This is a genomic window from Enterobacter chengduensis (assembly GCF_001984825.2).
Lineage (GTDB): Bacteria > Pseudomonadota > Gammaproteobacteria > Enterobacterales > Enterobacteriaceae > Enterobacter > Enterobacter chengduensis.
On record NZ_CP043318.1, the window covers coordinates 4,428,529 to 4,449,223 of the forward strand.

At 55.0% G+C, this 20,695-nt stretch carries 12 protein-coding genes; 9 read left to right on the forward strand and 3 right to left on the reverse strand.

Annotated elements, in window-relative coordinates; all coding sequences use genetic code 11:
- Positions 1 to 71: 71 nt before the first annotated feature.
- Positions 72 to 1,208: a 23S rRNA (guanine(1835)-N(2))-methyltransferase RlmG gene (rlmG, locus tag FY206_RS21425; RefSeq protein WP_032642260.1), complete on the reverse strand. Its 1,137-nt coding sequence runs from the start codon at positions 1,206 to 1,208 to the stop codon at positions 72 to 74.
- A gap of 83 nt (positions 1,209 to 1,291) precedes the next feature.
- Here rlmG and FY206_RS21430 point away from each other — a divergent pair, with 83 nt between their 5' ends.
- The 4 genes from FY206_RS21430 (at position 1,292) to sstT (ending at position 5,597) form a co-directional block, all read left to right on the forward strand.
- On the forward strand, positions 1,292 to 1,795 hold the full coding sequence (locus tag FY206_RS21430) for a YgjP-like metallopeptidase domain-containing protein (protein ID WP_014885318.1): 504 nt from the start codon (positions 1,292 to 1,294) through the stop codon (positions 1,793 to 1,795).
- Positions 1,796 to 1,865: 70 nt separating this feature from the next.
- Positions 1,866 to 2,864 (forward strand): Gfo/Idh/MocA family protein, encoded by a 999-nt coding sequence (locus FY206_RS21435; protein ID WP_032642262.1) that lies wholly within the window; start codon positions 1,866 to 1,868, stop codon positions 2,862 to 2,864.
- Between the two features lie 251 nt (positions 2,865 to 3,115).
- Positions 3,116 to 4,084 carry a TerC family protein gene (locus tag FY206_RS21440; RefSeq protein ID WP_032642265.1) on the forward strand — a complete coding sequence of 323 codons (969 nt, stop codon included), beginning with the start codon at positions 3,116 to 3,118 and terminating at the stop codon, positions 4,082 to 4,084.
- Positions 4,085 to 4,355: 271 nt separating this feature from the next.
- The gene (sstT, locus tag FY206_RS21445) at positions 4,356 to 5,597 is read left to right on the forward strand and encodes a serine/threonine transporter SstT (RefSeq protein WP_077064436.1); all 1,242 of its coding nucleotides are present in this window, start codon (positions 4,356 to 4,358) and stop codon (positions 5,595 to 5,597) included.
- 94 nt (positions 5,598 to 5,691) lie between these two features.
- Here the strand turns inward: sstT and FY206_RS21450 are convergent, their stop codons facing one another.
- Entirely contained in the window at positions 5,692 to 7,179 is a 1,488-nt protein-coding gene (locus FY206_RS21450) for a UxaA family hydrolase (protein ID WP_032642269.1), read from the reverse strand.
- Positions 7,180 to 7,196: 17 nt separating this feature from the next.
- Positions 7,197 to 8,609 (reverse strand): glucuronate isomerase, encoded by a 1,413-nt coding sequence (uxaC, locus tag FY206_RS21455; protein WP_032642271.1) that lies wholly within the window; start codon positions 8,607 to 8,609, stop codon positions 7,197 to 7,199.
- Between the two features lie 476 nt (positions 8,610 to 9,085).
- Here uxaC and FY206_RS21465 point away from each other — a divergent pair, with 476 nt between their 5' ends.
- From FY206_RS21465 to mzrA, 5 genes are all read left to right on the forward strand, one after another.
- Entirely contained in the window at positions 9,086 to 10,384 is a 1,299-nt protein-coding gene (locus FY206_RS21465; RefSeq protein ID WP_032642273.1) for an MFS transporter, read from the forward strand.
- Between the two features lie 784 nt (positions 10,385 to 11,168).
- Positions 11,169 to 18,320 carry an alpha-L-fucosidase gene (locus FY206_RS21470; protein WP_160119305.1) on the forward strand — a complete coding sequence of 2,384 codons (7,152 nt, stop codon included), beginning with the start codon at positions 11,169 to 11,171 and terminating at the stop codon, positions 18,318 to 18,320.
- Between the two features lie 160 nt (positions 18,321 to 18,480).
- Entirely contained in the window at positions 18,481 to 19,257 is a 777-nt protein-coding gene (exuR, locus tag FY206_RS21475; protein ID WP_032642278.1) for a transcriptional regulator ExuR, read from the forward strand.
- 344 nt (positions 19,258 to 19,601) lie between these two features.
- Positions 19,602 to 20,264: a DedA family general envelope maintenance protein YqjA gene (gene yqjA / locus FY206_RS21480; RefSeq protein ID WP_032642281.1), complete on the forward strand. Its 663-nt coding sequence runs from the start codon at positions 19,602 to 19,604 to the stop codon at positions 20,262 to 20,264.
- 2 nt (positions 20,265 to 20,266) lie between these two features.
- Positions 20,267 to 20,650, forward strand: coding sequence for an EnvZ/OmpR regulon moderator MzrA (gene mzrA, locus FY206_RS21485; RefSeq protein ID WP_032642283.1), 384 nt, complete (start codon positions 20,267 to 20,269; stop codon positions 20,648 to 20,650).
- Positions 20,651 to 20,695 lie beyond the last annotated feature (45 nt).

A 20,695-nucleotide genomic window follows, 5' to 3' on the forward strand; every position in this document is an offset into this window, starting at 1 on the left:
GAGGGAAAAGACCGCACCGAGCCGTTCCCTCTCCCCTCTGGGGAGAGGGTTAGGGTAAGGGGATAACAATCTTACCGACGGCGCCCCAGCTTCACCGACTTCAGCACCACAAACTTGTTGTTGGTCGCAACGGTGACGCAGTTGCCGAAAATTTTCTTCAGCTTGTGGAAGTAGTCCAGGTGGCGGTTCGCCACGATGTACAGCTCGCCGTTAATCTTCAGGCAGCGGCGCGCGTGGTGGAACATCTCCCAGGCGACGTTATCCGTCAGGGCGTGCTTCTGGTGGAACGGCGGGTTACAGAACACGGCGTTGAAGCGGAACGGCTCGACGCCGGAGAGCGCGTTGTTAATCATAAACTCGCAGCGGTCCAGCGCGTCCGGCAGGTTGGTTTCCACGTTCAGACGGCTCGACGCCACCGCCATCGGCGACTCGTCGCTGAACACCACGCTGGCTTCCGGGTTCTTCGCCAGCAGCGTCAGGCCAATCACGCCGTTGCCGCAGCCGAGGTCGACAATTTCCCCTTCCAGATTTTCCGGCAGATGCTCCATAAAGAAGCGCGCCCCGATATCCAGGCCGGTGCGGGAGAAGACGTTCGCGTGGTTGTGGATGGTCCAGTCGGTGCCTTCCAGCGTCCAGCTCAGCGTCTCCGGCGCGTCGGCCAGCTCCGGTGCGCTGAAGGTACAGTTGATCAGGCGCGCTTTTTTCCACGCCAGCGTCGTGGTGGTCGGGCCGAGGACTTTCTCGAACAGCTCCAGCGTCGAGGTGTGGATATCGCGCGCCTTGGCGCCCGCGATGATGCGGGTTTCTGGCGTGACGACCTTACGCAGCGCGCGCAGCTGCTGTTCCAGCAGCGCCATGGTTTTTGGCACTTTGATCAGCACCACGCCCGGCGCCTGCGGGTACTCCGCGGTGCTGTCGAGAAACTTCACGCTGGACTCGTCGATGTCGTTATGGCGCAGGTTTTCACGCGTCGCCAGCTCGCTCAGGTAGGAATCACCGATGCTGTATGGTTTGTGCTCCGCCAGGGCGCAGCCCAGGGCGCCAAACGCGTCATTCAGGATCAAAACCGGGCCGCGGATTTCAGCGTCATCCAACTGCTGCAGCAGATATTTATCCGCCGCTTCCCACGCCTGAAGCGGGTTAACGTCGTCCGTTTCCGGGAAACGCTTAAGGTTGAGTGAACGGAAACCGTTGTCTAAGTGGCTCATCGGCCCTCCTGAATGGTAAAATTTGGCGTATCCCTGAAAAGGGTGCGTGAGTATACCCGTTTTATTGTCAATTTGGGGCGTTGATGAACCAACTTACTTATCTCCAGGGCTACCCGGAGCATTTACTTTCTCAGGTTCGCAGCCTGATTGCCGAGCAGAAGCTGGGCGCGGTGCTGGAAAAACGCTACCCCGGCACGCACGATTTCACGACCGATAAGGCCCTCTGGCAGTATACGCAGGATCTGAAAAGCCGGTATCTGAAGAGCGCCCCGCCGATCAACAAGGTGATGTACGACAATAAAATCCACGTGCTGAAAAACGCGCTCGGCCTGCACACGGCGATTTCCCGCGTGCAGGGCGGCAAGCTAAAGGCGAAGGCCGAGATCCGCGTGGCGACGGTGTTTCGCAACGCGCCGGAAGCCTTTCTGCGGATGATTGTGGTCCACGAGCTGGCGCACCTGAAAGAGAAAGAGCACGACAAAGCGTTCTATTCCCTGTGCTGCCACATGGAGCCGCAGTATCACCAGCTGGAGTTTGATACCCGGCTGTGGCTGACGCATTTATCGTTAAAGAGTAATGCGCAGTAGCGCACGCGAATTGTCATGATGACGTGCTACAGTGGCTAAAGGTTCCCCGCTACGGAGTACGTAAACGTTTATGATACGTTTCGCAGTCATTGGAACGAACTGGATCACGCGCCAGTTCGTCGACGCCGCCCACGAAACCGGCAAACTTAAACTTACCGCAGTCTATTCCCGCAGCCTTGAGCAGGCGCAGAGTTTTGCCAACGATTACCTCGTCGAGCATCTCTTTACCTCGCTGGATGAGATGGCGCAAAGCGATGCCATAGACGCGGTGTATATCGCCAGCCCGAACTCCCTGCACTTCCCGCAGACGACGCTGTTCCTCAGCCACAAAAAGCATGTGATTTGCGAGAAGCCGCTGGCGTCGAATATCCAGGAAGTGGAAGCCGCCATCGCGCTTGCCCGCGAAAACCAGGTGGTGCTCTTCGAAGCGTTCAAAACTGCCAGCCTGCCGAATTTCCTGCTGCTACAGCAGTCGCTGCCGAAAATTGGCAAAGTGCGTAAAGCCTTTATTAACTACTGCCAGTACTCGTCGCGCTATCAGCGCTACCTCGACGGCGAGAACCCCAACACCTTTAACCCGGCCTTCTCGAACGGCTCGATTATGGATATCGGCTTCTACTGCCTGGCCTCCGCCGTGGCCCTGTGGGGCGAGCCGCACGGCGTGACGGCCACCGCCAGCCTGCTGGAAAGCGGGGTGGATGCGCACGGGCTAGCGGTGCTCGATTACGGCGATTTCAGCGTCACGCTGCAGCACTCCAAGGTGAGCGATTCCGTGCTGCCGAGCGAAATTCAGGGCGAAGCCGGGTCGCTGGTAATCGAGAAGATCTCCGAGTGCCAGAAAGTGAGCTTTGTGCCTCGCGGCGGCAAAGCGCAGGAGCTGACGCAGCCTCAGCATATTAACACTATGCTCTATGAGGCAGAGGTCTTCGCCCGACTGGTGGAAGACAACGAAGTGAATCACCCGGGCCTCGCGGTGAGCCGCACCACGGCGAAGCTGCAGACGGAGATCCGCCGTCAGACCGGCGTGGTCTTCCCGGCGGACGGCGTGAGCACGGAAGTTATCGCGTAAAGCTGTGTAATGAAACGGCGCAGACCATTGACGAAACCGATGGTCTGACATATTTTGTTACCTGCAAAGGGGAGTAACTTCTTCGCCGGTGGATCGTCATTACGATGCGTGCAAAACCGCATCCGGTCGCCGGGCAACCCTCGTGGTTGTAAGTGAGACCTTGCCGGAAGGCGAGGTCTATGCATAAAAAGCTAACGGCTATCGTCTTCTGACCATAGCCGTTTTTGTTTTTTATGTGTAAGGAAAATAGTATGCATTCTGTCGGCACTCCAATGTTGTGGGGCGGATTCGCGGTTGTCGTGCTCATCATGCTGGCGATCGACCTCTTTTTGCAGGGGCGTCGCGGCGAGCACGGCATGACCATGAAGCAGGCCGCCGTCTGGTCTCTGGTGTGGGTCACGCTCTCCCTGCTCTTCTGCGCGGCATTCTGGTGGTATCTGGCCTCGACCGAAGGCCGGGCGGTGGCCGATCCTCAGGCGCTCGCCTTCCTCACCGGCTATCTGATTGAAAAAGCCCTCGCCGTTGATAACGTCTTCGTCTGGCTGATGCTGTTCAGCTACTTTGCCGTACCTGCTGCCCTACAGCGCCGCGTGCTGGTCTACGGCGTGCTGGGTGCGATTATCCTGCGTACCATTATGATCTTCGCCGGCAGCTGGCTGATTACCCAGTTCGAATGGCTGCTGTACGTCTTCGGCGCGTTCCTGCTGTTCACCGGGGTCAAAATGGCGCTGGCGAAAGAGGACGGCTCTGCGATTGGCGATCGCCCGCTGGTGAAGTGGATCCGCGGCCACCTGCGCATGACCGACAAGATCGAGAGCGAGCACTTCTTCGTGCGCAAGAACGGCCTGCTGTTTGCCACACCGCTGCTGCTGGTGCTGATTCTCGTTGAGCTGAGCGACGTGATTTTCGCGGTGGACAGCATCCCGGCCATTTTCGCCGTCACCACCGACCCGTTCATCGTTCTGACCTCAAACCTGTTCGCCATTCTGGGCCTGCGTGCGATGTACTTCCTGCTGGCGGGCGCGGCGGAGCGCTTCTCCATGCTGAAGTACGGCCTGTCGGTGATCCTGGTGTTTATCGGTATCAAGATGCTGATCGTCGATTTCTACCATATCCCGATCGCTATCTCGCTCGGCGTGGTGTTTGGCATTCTGATCGTGACGCTGATTATCAATACCTGGGTTAACCGCCAGCACGATAAGAAGCAGCAGGTGGAATAAAACGTTCGGTGCGGGCTGATGCCCTCACCCCGACCCTCTCCCACAGGGAGAGGGAGAAATACAATGTAGGCCGGGTAAGCGCAGCGCCGCCCGGCAATTTCGTTAATCAATAGTTAAAAAACATGACGCAACACGTAAAATCCAGCATTTTACGCTTCCCTCTATTCGCACATTCCCTATACTCGACCAGGCAAACATTTACTTACATCCGGACATAAATGTGACTAAGAGCACATCCAGGATGGAACGCAATTTCACTCAGGAATAACGTATGAGCACACAATCAAGCGGTCTGTTCGCGCGCCTGGCGCAGGGCAGCCTCGTTAAACAAATTCTGGTCGGGCTGGTATTGGGTATTCTGCTGGCCATGGTGTCAAAACCTGCTGCAGAGGCCACTGGGCTGCTCGGGACGCTGTTCGTCGGCGCACTGAAGGCCGTCGCACCGGTTCTGGTTCTGATGCTGGTCATGGCCTCAATTGCCAATCACCAGCACGGACAAAAAACCAACATTCGCCCTATTCTGTTCCTGTATCTTCTGGGAACCTTCTCGGCTGCCTTAACGGCCGTTGTATTTAGCTTCCTGTTCCCGTCTACGCTGCATCTGACCAGCGCGGCCGGTGACATCACGCCGCCGTCCGGCATTGTCGAAGTGCTTCGCGGCCTGCTGATGAGCATGGTCTCTAACCCCGTCACGGCGCTGATGAACGGAAACTACATCGGCATCCTGGTCTGGGCGATTGGTCTGGGCTTTGCGCTGCGTCACGGTAACGACACCACGAAAAACCTGGTCAACGATTTGTCGAACGCCGTCACCTTTATGGTGAAGCTGGTGATTCGCTTTGCGCCAATCGGGATCTTCGGGCTGGTCTCCTCCACGCTGGCCACCACCGGTTTTGACGCGCTGTGGGGCTACGCGCAGCTGCTGGTTGTTCTGGTCGGCTGTATGCTGCTGGTGGCGCTGGTGATCAACCCGCTGCTGGTGTTCTGGCAGATCCGCCGCAATCCGTATCCGCTGGTGCTGACCTGCCTGCGCGAGAGCGGCGTGTATGCGTTCTTCACCCGCAGCTCTGCGGCAAATATTCCGGTTAACATGGCGCTGGCAGAGAAGCTGAACCTGGACCGCGATACCTACTCCGTCTCCATTCCGCTGGGTGCGACCGTGAACATGGCTGGCGCGGCGATCACCATCACCGTGCTGACCCTGGCCGCGGTGCATACGCTGGGTATTCCGGTGGATCTGCCAACGGCGCTGCTGCTGAGCGTGGTGGCATCGCTGTGTGCCTGTGGCGCGTCCGGCGTGGCGGGCGGCTCGCTGCTGCTGATCCCGCTGGCGTGCAATATGTTCGGCATCCCGAACGAAATCGCGATGCAGGTTGTGGCCGTCGGCTTTATCATCGGCGTACTGCAGGACTCCTGCGAAACGGCCCTGAACTCTTCTACCGACGTGCTGTTCACCGCAGCGGCCTGCCAGGCGGAAGACGCGCGTTTAGCGAAGAATGCCCTGCGCGGATAACAGCAAAACGGCAACCCTGAGGTTGCCGTTTTTAGTGTTTGTACCCTCTCCCCGTGGGAGAGGGCCAGGGTGAGGGCATCAGGCCGCACCCGACTTAAAGCGTCACACCACTCTTAAAGATCGCCAGCTCGCGGAAGTCGTTCTTCTCGTTGCAGGTCTGCCTGCCGCTGGCAAATTCCACGATAGCGTCCACGAACTCCGTCAGCAGCTGCGGCATCGCCTTGCCGTGAATGAGCTGGCCTGCATCAAAGTCGATCCAGTGTTTTTTCTTCGCCGCCAGCTCGCTGTTGGTGGCAATTTTTACCGTCGGCACAAAACCGCCGTACGGCGTACCGCGACCGGTACTGAACAGCACCATATGGCAGCCGGCACCCGCCAGCGCGCTGGTGGCAACGGCGTCATTACCCGGTGCGCTCAGCAGGTTCAGACCGTGGGTTTTCAGGCGCTCGCCGTAGCGCAGCACGTCAACCACCTGGCTTGCGCCCGCTTTCTGGGTGCAGCCCAGGGATTTCTCTTCGAGCGTAGTGATCCCGCCCGCTTTGTTACCCGGCGACGGGTTCTCATAAATCGGCTGATTATGGGCGATGAAGTACTGCTTGAAGTCGTTCACCATGGTGACGGTCTTCTCAAACGTCGCTTCGTCGCGGCAGTGGCTCATCAGAATACGCTCTGCCCCGAACATTTCCGGCACCTCGGTCAGCACCGTCGTGCCGCCGTTGGCGATCACGTAGTCCGAGAAGCGGCCCAGCATCGGGTTAGCGGTAATGCCGGAGAGGCCATCGGACCCGCCGCACTCCAGACCAAACTTCAGCTCGCTCAGCTTGCCCGGCTCGCGCGTGTCCTGGCGCATCACCTCGTACAGCTGGTGCAGATGCTCCAGGCCCGCCTCCACTTCGTCATCCTGGTGCTGACACACCATAAAATGGACGCGCGAAGGATCGAACTCGCCCAGCGTGTCGCGGAAGGCGTCTACCTGATTGTTCTCGCAGCCCAGGCCAATCACCAGCACCGCGCCCGCGTTCGGGTGGCGCACCATGTTTTGCAGCATGGTGCGGGTGTTGATGTGGTCGTCGCCCAGCTGTGAACAGCCGTAGGTGTGGCTGAACAGATGCACCCCGTCGATGCCTTCGGCATCGCGAGTCTCTTTCAGAAAACGCGTCTGGATCTGACGCGCAATCCCGTTGACGCAGCCGACGGTTGGAAGGATCCACAGCTCGTTGCGGATCCCCACCTCGCCGTTGCCGCGGCGATAGATCTGCACCTCACGATCCGCCGCCTCCCGCGCTTGCGCAGGTAAATCAGGTTGATAGCTATACTCGTCCAGATCGCTCAGATTGGTGCGGGTATTGTGGGAATGAATATGTTCACCCGGCTCGATATCCGCCAGCGCATGCCCAATCGGAAGCCCGTACTTAACGACGTTCTCCCCGTTAGCGATGGGCTTCACGGCAAACTTATGTCCGCGACCGATCGCCTGACGCAGGGTGGTACTCTGGTTATCAACGGTCACCACGTCGCCTTCACCGAGATCCGTCAGCGCGACGGCAACGTTATCCAGCGAATGGATTTTGATGTATTGCATATCAACCTCAAACGGCCCTAGTTCAGTTCAATGGCGAAGTAGTCACGCGCATTGTTAAAGCAGATGTTTCTCACCATGTCGCCCAGCAGCTGGAGGTCCGCTGGCGCTTCGCCCGCGTGCACCCAGCGGCCAATCATCTGGCACAAAATGCGGCGGAAATATTCATGACGGGTATAGGACAGGAAGCTGCGGCTGTCGGTCAGCATGCCGACAAAGCGGCTCAGCAGGCCCAGCTGCGCGAGCTGCGTCATCTGACGCTCCATGCCGTCTTTCTGATCGTTAAACCACCAGCCGGAACCGAACTGCATTTTGCCCGGCATCCCTTCGCCCTGGAAGTTGCCAACCATGGTGCCCAGCACTTCGTTATCACGCGGGTTCAGGCAGTAAAGGATGGTTTTTGGCAGCAGGTTTTGTTCGTTCTGTTTGCTCAGCAGTTTTGACAGCTCTTCCGCCAGCGGACGATCGTTGATGGAGTCGAAGCCCACGTCCGCGCCCAGCAGTTTGAACTGGCGCTGGTTGTTATTGCGCAGCGCACCGATGTGGTACTGCTGCACCCAGCCGCGACGCGCGTATTCCGCACCGAGGAACACCAGCACCGCCGTTTTGAACTGCGCCACGTCGTGCTCGCTGAGCGATTCACCGGACAGGCGACGCGCCAGGATGCTGTCCAGCTCGGCCTCGCTTGATTCCGCGAACAGCACCACGTCCAGCGCGTGGTCAGAGACTTTACAGCCGTGCGCCGCGAAGTGATCCAGACGTTTGGTCAGCGCGGTTTGCAGGTCAGCGAAACGGCGAATATCGGTATCCGACACTTCTGCCAGCTTCGCCATGTAGTCGTTAAACGTGGTCTGCTCAATGTTGAAGGCTTTGTCCGGGCGCCAGCTTGGCAGCACCTTGATATCAAAAGAGGCGTCTCTGGCGACAACGGCATGATGCTCCAGAGAGTCAATCGGATCGTCGGTGGTACCCACCATCTTCACGTTCATCTGCTTCATGATGCCGCGCGCGGAGAAGTTCTCCTGCGCCAGCAGCGCATTGCAGCGATCCCAGATCTCATCGGCGGTCGCTGGGGAGAGCAGTTTGCCGGTGATGCCAAACGGACGGCGGAGCTCAAGGTGCGTCCAGTGATAGAGCGGGTTGCCGATGGTGTGCGGAACGGTCGCCGCCCAGGCGTCAAACTTCTCGCGGTCGGTCGCATCGCCGGTACACAGGCGCTCCGCGACGCCGTTGGTGCGCATGGCGCGCCATTTGTAGTGGTCACCCTTCAGCCAGATGTCATACAGGTTTTTGAAACGGTAATTTTCGGCAACCTGCTGCGGCGGCAAATGGCAGTGGTAGTCGAAAATCGGCTGGTCTTTAGCGTAGTCATGGTACAGGCGGCGAGCAAATTCGGTATCTAACAGAAAATCGTCGGTCATAAACGGCGTCATTATCGTCATCCTCATTACGGGAGCGTCAGAAAGCGTATGTTCATATGCTGCAAAGTTATCACACCAATTTCCACCGACCGAAGCTTTTTTCGTGAGTGAGATCAATAAACGTCAACAAATAAATTACCCTCAACGGAGTAAACCGTTCTGCATCCCGCGCCATTACTGGCTTTGTCCGCGACAATGAATGTCCCCACAAAGAATCATACATTTGTGATGTCACTCACCTTTTAAAGTTGTATGACAAGTTATCTTTTCGCCGTCGCAAACTATACGCCGACGGAATGCATTACCGATGTTTGATACATCGGGTTTAACGGTACGGATACCGACTTATGCACGCTTACTTATGGCAAGGTTCGGGCCGTTCCGGGACATGCTCCCGGCTACGCCCCTCCCGTTACACAACTGCTCCCGGAAACGGTTGAGAAGTTGCCGCGCCCAGGCGCGGACATAACATGACGATGAGGTTTTAGATGCGTAAAATTAAAGGGTTACGTTGGTATATGATCGCACTGGTGACGTTAGGCACCGTGCTGGGCTACCTGACGCGTAACACCATAGCGGCGGCTGCGCCTACGCTAATGGAAGAGCTGCACATTTCGACCCAGCAATATTCCTACATCATTGCGGCCTACTCCGCGGCGTATACCATCATGCAGCCGGTTGCTGGCTATGTTCTGGATATTTTAGGCACCAAAATCGGCTATGCCTTCTTCGCCGTCACCTGGGCTATTTTCTGTGGCGCCACGGCGCTGGCAGGCAGCTGGGGCGGGCTCGCGCTGGCGCGTGGTGCAGTAGGTGCCGCCGAAGCCGCGATGATCCCGGCAGGGCTGAAGGCCAGCTCTGAGTGGTTCCCGGCGAAAGAGCGTTCCATTGCAGTCGGGTACTTTAACGTGGGCTCGTCGATTGGCGCGATGATTGCGCCGCCGCTGGTGGTGTGGGCTATCGTGATGCACAGCTGGCAGCTGGCGTTCATTATCTCAGGCGTGCTGAGCTTCGCGTGGGCCATGGCGTGGCTGATTTTCTACAAGCACCCGCGCGACCAGAAAAAACTGTCTGAAGAAGAGCGTGAATACATTATTGGCGGTCAGGAAGCGCAGCATCAGGTCAATAACGGCAAGAAAATGTCCGTCTGGCAGATCCTGGGAACCCGTCAGTTCTGGGGTATCGCCCTGCCGCGCTTCCTGGCTGAGCCGGCCTGGGGTACCTTCAACGCGTGGATCCCCCTGTTCATGTTTAAGGTCTACGGCTTTAACCTGAAAGAGATCGCCATGTTCGCCTGGATGCCTATGCTGTTCGCGGACCTGGGCTGTATCGTCGGCGGCTACCTGCCACCGCTGTTCCAGCGCTGGTTTGGTGTGAACCTGATTGTTTCCCGTAAGATGGTGGTGACCATGGGCGCGCTGCTGATGATTGGCCCGGGGATGATCGGCCTGTTCACCAGTCCGTATGTGGCCATTGCCCTGCTGTGCATCGGTGGATTTGCGCACCAGTCCCTGTCCGGCGCGCTGATTACGCTCTCGTCTGACGTCTTTGGTCGTAACGAAGTGGCCACCGCCAACGGTCTGACGGGTATGGCCGCCTGGACCGCGAGCACGATGTTCGCCCTGGTGGTCGGCGCGCTGGCGGACACCATCGGCTTTAGCCCGCTCTTCGCCGTGCTGGCCATCTTCGACCTGATGGGCGCGGTGGTGATCTGGACGGTGCTGAAAAACAAATCCGCCGAGGAGCTGCAGAAAGAGACGGTTGGGAGCCCCGCGACGCAGAGCTAGCGTCAATGCACCTACTCGGCTAATCCCCCAAAAACCGCTGACCCGCAAAACCGTTCACTTAAGATATTTTGAGTGAACGGTTTACTGTTTTTTAGAGGCACGAATAATCCTCAGCAACTCTGGCGCGTGCAGACCCAATGTTTTGTGCCCCTCTTTCAAGAGGGGCATTAGATTACCTATCCCGGACCGAATATTTACGCCGCATATCTGTGTCATTTTTAAATCACCCCCGTGTTTTTTTAACACAAAATAAACATTCATCTTCGATTATAATCCCTTTAGACATAGCATTATTACGATGTATTAATTCGAAATATGTGAAATGGGATGATAAAAATAACCTCCTATATTAACCATTGTTTTGCCAGTCAATATAGTGAGTTTATTCATGTATTTTCATAAACCCTGTTTCTTTAGCCACCTCTTGCTATAGCTTTCCATTTGGAATGGTCCTCACCCTGGAATTTATTTTAACAAGCAGTTCGAGCATCTGAAATAGTTTGTACCACCAACCTCTCTGAAAAATTACTCTTGATGGTAATTATTGTAAGCAGAGTTAATTTTAAACCTATAGAAGGTAAATTCAATGAACAACCGTATAGTTTATTTTCAGGATTATATTGAGAGCAATCAAAATATTAGCACCGCTTCAGCAGACAACTACAGCATGACGCACTATGATGGAACCCCAAGAATACCTAATGGTCAATCCGTTACTAATATTCCGGCTGGAGCATGGTTAAAGTTTACGGGTTCCATTCCAGCCGGATATTATGCTACCTGTATGCTGTACGCATCAGCAATGGCAGGCAACCAGAAGGTCGAGATCCGCCTGAAATCTCTTGAGGCAGAGCCGACATGGCGTTTTAGTGTAAATACCGTTTCTGTCGAAAAGTTTTTCACTGAAACCGTAGGGCAGGCTGTAAATATCCCGGAAAGCGAAGAAGATATCGATATCTATTTTACCTTCCCGGATGGCTTTACCGGCTATCTGAACTGGTTCGTGTTCTGCCAGAACCCTGGTAATGAAACCCAGGAAGATAAACAGCGGCGTATGCTGTGGTTCAATGAAGCCCGCTTCGGGCATATGATCCACTGGGGAGCGTACTCTGTATTGGGGCGCGGCGAATGGGTGATGAATAATGAACATATCCCCAAAGATGAGTATATTCAGGAAGCCTGCATCCCGTTTGACCCACAAAATTATGATCCAGAGTACTGGGCCTATGTTATCCAGAGTACGGGTCAGAAATACCTGACCGTCACCACCAAACACCATGACGGCTTTGCCATGTTCGATACAAACGTTATCGACTTCGCACCGTATGATGTCGAAAATACCGCTAGCATTCATGCCTCCGTATTGCGCCCTCTGGCACAGGCCTGTCGTGCACGCGATATCCGTTTTTGCTGCTATTACTCATGGCTTGACTGGGGCAACGTGAATGAAGTGGCTATCGAAAACGCCGCAGCAGTGGACCCTGCAACCATTAATCCGGACGATGTCACTCGCTACCTGTCCGAGATAAAAGAACATCTCAAAGAGCTGATTGAAATCTTTGATCCGGCCCTGATTTGGTTTGATGGTTCCTGGGCTGCCTTTATTAACAGCTCAGTCTCTCAGGACATTGGTAACTTCCTGCGTCGCCTGTCGCCGGATATCATCATTAACGATCGTATCGGTAACTCTGCCGGCGACTTCTCGACAGCGGAACAAAGCATTCCAGCAGGTGCGCAAAGCGGCCCATGGGAAGCCTGCATGACAATGAACGACAGCTGGGGCTATAACAGCAGCGATACCGACTGGAAATCAACCCAAACCTTGCTGGCCGATTTGCTGGATTGTGCCAGCAAAGGCGGTAACCTGCTGCTGAACACTGGGCCGACCGGTGACGGGGTCATCCCTTCGGCCAGTATCAGCCGCCTTGCGGAGCTCGGGGACTGGATGAAAATCTGGGGCGCTGCCGTTTACAATACCCGCGCCGGAACGCTGGACGTCTCTGCCCAGCCGGGCGCTTATTGTACCGTCGGACGGGATAATACGCTGTACATCACACTGACGGAACGACCCGATGACGGGCTGCTGCGTATCGATTTACCCGTGAATCTGCCGGAAAAAGCGTACTGGCTGAATGCACCAGAAACGCCTGTGGCATACCAGACTGAAGACGGTTTTATGGTCGTCCCCCTGCCAGATGCATTATCGGACGATCTTGGCGTCGTACTGGCAATGACATTCGATGAACTTCCTCAGTCACGCCAGTACCCGGACAAAGCCCTGTTCCGCAGTGCAACGGCCAGCAATGTCTGGAATGGTGATACCACAAATTACGGTCCGCAGAATCTGACCGATGGTAATGACAGTACTCGCTGGGCCGCAGATAAAACTGATAATGTCACGCTGACGATTAATCTGAGCCAGGCGGAATCGTTTGACCGGATCGCCTTCCGCCAGTATGAGCAGCGTATTGACGCATTCCGGATTGATGTGTATTCCGGTGCAACCATGCTGACCTCTGTGTCTGGTTCACAACCTGCACAGAACTATGTGGCTTATCTGCCGAAAGCCATCACCGCAGACCGTATTGTGCTGACCATCATCTCTTGTCTGGATGCGACCGATCCCGCCAGCCTGTACACCTTCTCCGTATTTAATTCTGCCGATACGCTGTGGCCCGTCAATCTGCCGGTAAACCTGGCACAGGGTGCTCCAACCAGCGCAAGTTCCGTCTGGGATGGTGATGAAAAGCAGTACAGCGCATCCTACGCTACGGATGGGAATACCAGTACGCGCTGGGCCGCCAATGATAATCCGAAGCTACCGATTACGCTGACGGTCAATTTCCTGAAAGAGGAAACGTTCGACCTTGTCCGTATCAACGAAGTCACCTACGGTGACGGTACAACACGCATTGCCGCCTTTACGCTGCAGACGCTGGGTGAAGATGGTCAGACCTGGAACGACGTATTAAGTGGTACCGACATCAGCGCACCACTGGTCTTACCCTACCTAACCCGCAGCACTGCGATTCAAATTGTCATTACAGCCCTGACGGGGGCGGGTGGACCGTCATTCTGGGAGTTCAGCGTGTACCAGACGGCGCGGGAACTGACGACCATGACAGACGCTGAGCTGCTTGACGCGGAAGCCCGCCAGTGCTTCGAATACCTCTGGCGCGAGGCAAATCTGACCAAAGGTTCTGTTGGCTATGGTCTGGTGGCGGATACCAAAGGTTCGCGCAGCGCCAGCATCGCCTGCTCCGGTTTTGCCCTGAGTGGCCTGGTGATTGCCGCTGAGCGTGGCTGGATCAGCCACGATCTCGCGCAGCAGCGCTGCCTTGATTCTCTGAACACCATTTATCAGAACGTCCCGCAATATAAGGGTTTCCTGTACCACTTTATTAATATGGATAACCCGATGGAAAGCAGCGGTGCGGAGTACTCCACCGTCGATACCATGCTGGCGCTTAACGGGATCCTGACCGCCGGTCAGTATTTTGGCGGCGACTGCGCCACCGTTGCACAGCAGATTTTTGATCGCGTTGAGTGGGATCAGGCGCTGGATTCCAGCGGCTATTTCACCATGTCGTGGGATGATAACTTCAAGATGAACTCCGCCGACTGGGGAGGATACGCAGAACAGTTCTGTATGTATCCGATGGCGCTGGGGTCAACCACTCATGCACCGACACAGGGGGCGGATCTGTTTTATTCTCTTGAGCGTAAATATGGTCATTATGCTGACAGTGGCGATTTGATTTACGTGTGGGATGGCTCACTCTTCACCTACCAGTTCTCGCATGCCTGGCTGGATTTCCGCCGCTTATGGGATCGTCAGGGTGCGGATTGGTGGCAGAACTCTGTCAATGCCAGTAAGGCCAACCAGCTGTTCTGTATTGATAACCACGATGCGTTCCCCTCGCTTGATGCGACTCACTGGGGGTTGACTGCCTGCCATGGCCCTGCCGGTTATAATGCCTTTGGCACACCGCCATCCGGCTACATCGGGGCGAACGATCAGCACTACACCGACGGCACCGTCAGCCCGAGTGGCCCGATTGGCAGCCTGCCATTTATGCCACAAGACGTCCTGGCCGCCATGCGCCGCTGGTATAATGACCCGCGTTTGTGGACCGGCTACGGCTTCAGCGAATCGTTTAATCTCTCCAGCCCTGCGCCGTGGTATTGCCCAACAAACTCCGGCCTGATTAAAGGGTTAACGCTGTTGATGATTGAAAACTACCGCAGTCGTCTGGTCTGGGACACTTATATGAGTCACCCAGTACTGCAGCGAGGGCTGCCGGTTATTTTTGATAACCAGGCCGCGGAAACGATTTTCCAGGAAACCGATCCGTCTATCACCTACAGCAGTATGACAAACTGGTGGCAGGCGACAGGACGCCCGCAAAGCACTGATGGTGCCAGTATGGTGGTACAGAAAGCAGACGCCTGGTTTGAATTCACATTCAACAGCCGAAATGTGGCGTATTACGGTGAGCGGGATAATGACCAGGGGGATATTGATTTTTATCTCGACGGAGAATACCACGGCACCGCCAGCGCCTGGGGAGCAACACATGAAGACAGCGATGTCATTTACGCGATTACCAATCTGGAGCCAACGTCTCACGTACTGAAAGGCGTTAAACGTAGCGGGGAGTGGATGACGCTGGATGCGCTAAAAACCTACGCCAGCCACAGTTTTGATGCTGTCATCACCTCTGCGGCGGCGGCGGGAAATATGGCCAGCGTCGTGTTGACCCTGACGCAGAGTGCCGATTATCAAAGCGCCAGTAATAGTGAATCCTGGCAGGTTGATCAGAACGCAAGCATTTCAGCTGTCGTTCTGAGTCGGGATAAAAAAACGGTTACCCTTACGGTCACCGGTATTCAGGACGGTGTCACGTACCACCTGGATGCTGCACATGTTCGGAATGAAATCCTGAGTGAAACGCTGGATAAACGGATTTTGACATTCACCTGCGATGTACTTCCACCAGAGCGGGTTTACGATGACACCGATCCCGATATTGTTTATGAAGGTTCTGACTGGTGGCCTGCCGGTAACCGTGATGCCAGTATTTTTTATAATGAAAGCGCGGTTGCCGGAAATAATGGTGACAGTTTCAGCCTGACGTTTACCGGTACCGGCATTGCCTATTACTGTGAAACCAACAGCGACCAGGGTAATGTTGATATTTATATTGATGGCGTATTGGATAAAACCGTGAGTACCCACACTGATACGCATCAGGAGAGCGATATTCAATACCTGAACCTCACGTTACCCCTTGGGGTTCATACCATCAAAGGCGTCAAGCGTAGCGGTACCTGGATGCAGCTGGATGCATTAAAGGTTTATAACCCAGGTGATATTGCTGTCAGCAGCATTTCCACTGACAGTGAAGATAATATCATTGTCACCTTTAACCAGGCGCTTAATGAGACTCATGCACTGGATCTCAGCCACTACGCCCTGGATGGCGATGCGATTATCACAGCGGCTACCATTGATCGCCAGCTGTACCGGGTCACCCTGGCCACCCAGGATCTGCTTCTGAATAGCAGCTATACGCTGACCATCAGTGGTATCGATAACCAGAATGGGACCGCAACAATCGGAAAACTCACGGCCACCTTTGTCAACCGCGAAGGCCTGGTCAGATGGTATGCCTTTGACGATCTGGCGCAGGGCGTGGTCACTGAAAGCATAAGCGGCGATACCAGCGCCACCCTTAATGGCACAGTCTCTGCTGCGGTCGGGAAGTCAGGCTCCGGCTGCCTGTTCGGCAATGACGGCTATATTTCGCTGGGCAACTGGGATCTGCTACAGCAGCAGTATTTCACCATTGAGGCGTGGATCAACCCACGGGCCATGAGCGGTTCCGGCGCCATTATCAGCCAGCAGATGTCTGGTAATAATGACAGCCGCCTGATGCTGTACTACAGCGGAAACCAGCTCTATTTCTCCATGTCATCCGATGATAACAGCGAGAACGTGGGTATGCATACCGAAGGGTATATTTATGACGATGGTAATCACTGGGCGCATGTGGCGTTGATCCGCAATGGCGATATCTTCAACCTGGCGATTAACGGTAATATCCTGCGCACCTATGCTGACAACTTTACGCAAACGAATAAGCAGCCCGTCTGGATTGGCGCCTGCATGAGCGAAAGCGGCAGCACCGATCAATTCCTGGGGATGATTGATGAGCTCCGTTTCTATAACTGTGCGGTAACGCCTGACAAACTGGTTGAACACTACCGCCAGCTGGCGGACGACAACTACTCACTGGCGTTAATCAATGGTTCTGCCGTGGTGACGTTCAAGCAGGCACAGCCGGAACCACCAACCGCCGATGATTTCCATTGCTGGATCAAAATCAATGACGAGATGAAAGTCGGTTTACCGGTGACTTCATTTAGCTGGGATAATAAGACTCTGCAAGCCACGCTACTGTTTGACGAGATCCCGCGGGCAGCAGTGGTGCAGAACATCACGATTACCGTGCAGTATAACGAGTTACCGACAAAAGCCTCACTCTTCCTGGACGCGGTGGAATTTGCTGCACCTTCGGTTGAGCGTATTGCGCTGGCAGGGGATCGTAAAACCCGCGAGGTGCTGACGGCGGTATGGGAGATGCAGGACCCTGCCGGGCTGAAAGAAAATGGCAGTGCCTATACCTGGTGGGTAGGTGATACCACTGACGGTGAGTTCGAGCAGGTAATTGGCGTCTATACGCCAAGTATGATGCTGCTACCTGAACATGCCGGAAAATATATCCGTGTTGGTGTGACGCCGCGCAACGAGCGTTTTGCCTCAGGCGAGACGATGTATTGCACCACTACGCAAACTGTCGAAACACAGGAGGGTAACCCGCGTACCGACTGGTTTATGAAGGCCAAATACGGTGTTTCACATCACCTCCTGCCGAATTATCAGGGCATGTCACCGGCAGTACCGCCTGATGAACGCTGGCAGGAAGATGATACCTGGGATAGCTATCTGAGCACGTTTGACGTTGACAGCTATATCAAAGCCGTTGAGGCGCTGGGCGTTGGGTTTGTCATGATCACCATCGACCAACACTCCGGCTATAACCTGGCGCCGTCCTCCGTCTATGACAGCATTCTGGATATTGCGCCGGGGGTTCGTTCTCCATCACAGCGGGATTTACTTATGGAAATCGCTGAAAAGCTGAAGGAAAAAGGTATTCGCCTGATGTGCTATTTCATGGGGTACCCGCCGGGTAAAGCCAGCCTGACGTTCTATGATGACAACTATAACCAGCACTCCCCGGATCGCTGGGGGGATTACCTGGTCACCCGCACCATGGAGGTGGGACCATTCAGTGATGTCATGACCCGTGAAGCCACCCGGATGCACGCCGCCGTGGTGAAAAGTTTTGGCGAACACTACGGTGATATGCTGGCAGGCTTCTGGTTTGATGGTATGTACGATACCGACTGGTTTGAGGATACCAGCGAGCAGTACAACATCAATACGCTGATGGATGCAGCCAGGGCAGGCAACCCGGATCGTATTGTCACTGGCGCCGGCATGGGGGGCTCTGTTTATATGGACTTCCCGCATGGCGAAAGCTATGGCAAAACGGATGCGAATGGTAACGAGTTCATGAACGATTACCCAACCAGTCGCTGGTACAACAATGATGGTTATCATCAATGGTTTGAATGGATTGCGTTAGGTGATGTTGCCATCAACGCAGGCTGGGGAGTCCCAACCAACAGCGCCGACGGTCATCACTATGATACCGATGAACTGGTCACCTGGATTAAAGGTGCTACAGATAAGCAAGGGGTGGTGTGTATGGACGTTCGTGTTAACCGGTTCGGTGAGATTGATAGCTTCGGCGCAGAACAGGTAACAGCCGTTTGCAATGCTGTATATCCTCCTTCGGATAAAGCGTAAAAGCGCCCTCTAACGTTTACTGAAAGGACCCATTTACGTCTTCCTGCCAGAATAAATCCCCGCTTTTAAAAGCGGGGATATTCACTTCATGGCAAAATATGGAGAGTGGTACGCAAAAGTGGTATAACAAATCATCTGCCGTACCCTGCCTGGAGCGCATATGGAAATCACCGAACCACGTCGTTTATATCAACAGCTTGCTGCGGAGCTGAAAGATCGCATCGAGCAAGGGGTCTATCTTGTCGGTGATAAACTTCCCGCCGAGCGCTTCATCGCCGATGAAAAAAGCGTCAGCCGCACCGTGGTGCGTGAAGCGATCATCATGCTGGAAGTGGAAGGCTACGTTGAGGTACGCAAAGGCTCCGGCATTCACGTCATATCCAATCTGCCGAAACACTCTCCCGCCGCGGACGAAAGTCTGGAATTCGCCAGCTATGGTCCGTTCGAGCTGCTCCAGGCTCGCCAGCTCATCGAAAGCAATATTGCCGAATTCGCCGCGACGCAGGTGACCAAGCAGGACATCATGAAGCTGATGGAGATCCAGGAGAACGCGCGTAAGGAAAAATGTTTCCGCGATTCCGAGTGGGATCTGCAGTTCCACGTTCAGGTCGCTCTGGCAACCCAAAACACGGCGCTGGCGGCAATCGTTGAGAAAATGTGGACTCAGCGCGTTCACAACCCGTACTGGAAAAAACTGCACGACCACATCGATTCCCGTACCGTCGACAACTGGTGCGACGATCACGATCAAATCCTTAAGGCGCTGATTCGTAAAGATCCGCATGCCGCTAAGCTGGCGATGTGGCAGCACCTGGAAAACACCAAGCAGATGCTGTTCAATGAAACCAGCGATGACTTCGAATTCAACGCTGACCGCTATCTTTTTGCCGATAATCCGGTTGTTCATCTCGATACGGCGTCCAGTGCCGCAAAATAGCTGACGTTTCGGCTGGCAGGCGCTACGCTGCGCCTTCCGGCTTATATGGGTAAGCAAAACATATATAGTGTCAGCCTTTGTAAATCCCCTCGCTCACGTCCTGGGCTTACGCCAAAATCAATTCGCCCCTGCAAATTCTGTGACGCAGAACGTCGGGCTTTGTTACAATTGGATTCAATTCCTTATTTTGTAAGTTAGTGCTTGCTAACCAGCCAATTAACAGGGAACAGTGTTGGCCACACCGTAATGTGTCCGCGAGCGACCATAATGAAATCACAACAATGTCGCCGTGCTGTTTGTCCCGGATAACAGGCGTGACGTTAACCGATTTCCAGGAACACTGAATGGAACTTTTGACCCAACTACTGCATGCCCTCTGGGCGCAGGATTTTGAAACGCTGGCCAACCCTTCCATGATTGGCATGCTCTATTTCGTCTTGTTTATGATCCTGTTCCTTGAGAACGGTTTGCTGCCTGCTGCCTTCCTCCCCGGCGATAGTTTACTGGTGCTGGTTGGCGTGCTGTGTGCCAAAGGGGCGATGGCGTTTCCACAAACCATTTTATTACTGACCGTCGCCGCAAGCCTCGGTTGCTGGGTGAGCTATATCCAGGGAAGATGGCTGGGCAATACCCGGATCGTCCAGAACTGGCTCTCGCACCTGCCCGCCCATTACCACCAGCGGGCGCACCACCTTTTCCACAAGCACGGTCTTTCCGCGCTGCTGATTGGCCGCTTTATCGCCTTTGTTCGCACCCTGCTGCCCACCATTGCCGGCCTGTCGGGGCTGAGCAGCGCGCGCTTCCAGTTCTTTAACTGGATGAGCGGTCTGTTATGGGTGCTTATTCTGACGACGCTCGGCTATGCGTTGGGTAAAACGCCGGTCTTTATGAAATATGAAGACCAGCTGATGTCCTGTCTGATGCTGCTGCCTGTGGTGCTGCTGGTCTTCGGCCTGGTTGGCTCCCTGGTCGTCCTGTGGAAAAAGAAATACGGAGCCAAAGGCTGACGATGGTTATCTCACCGCTCGCTTTGCGCCGTTTTGCCTTTGCCGTGATTACGCTGGTGGTACTCAGCGCCCTGCTGCTGGCATGGCGCGCGCTTTCGCATCAGGAATCGACGCTGGCCATTCGCCCGATAAACCAGGGTGTCAGCGTGCCTGACGGTTTTTCCGTCTGGCATCATCTGGACGCGAACGGGATCCGCTTTAAGAGCATCACCCCGCAGGACGATGTTTTACTGATCAAGTTTGATTCCCGTGCGCAAAGTGCCGCCGCGAAAGTGGTTCTCGACCGTACGCTGCCGCACGGGTATATCATTGCTCAGCAGGAAGATGATAGCCAGCCTGCAGCCTGGCTCTCATTGATTCGCGATACGTCGCATCGGTTTGGATAACTTCCAGGATTCCGAATCTTTTCACTCACTTTGGTGATTCCCCCG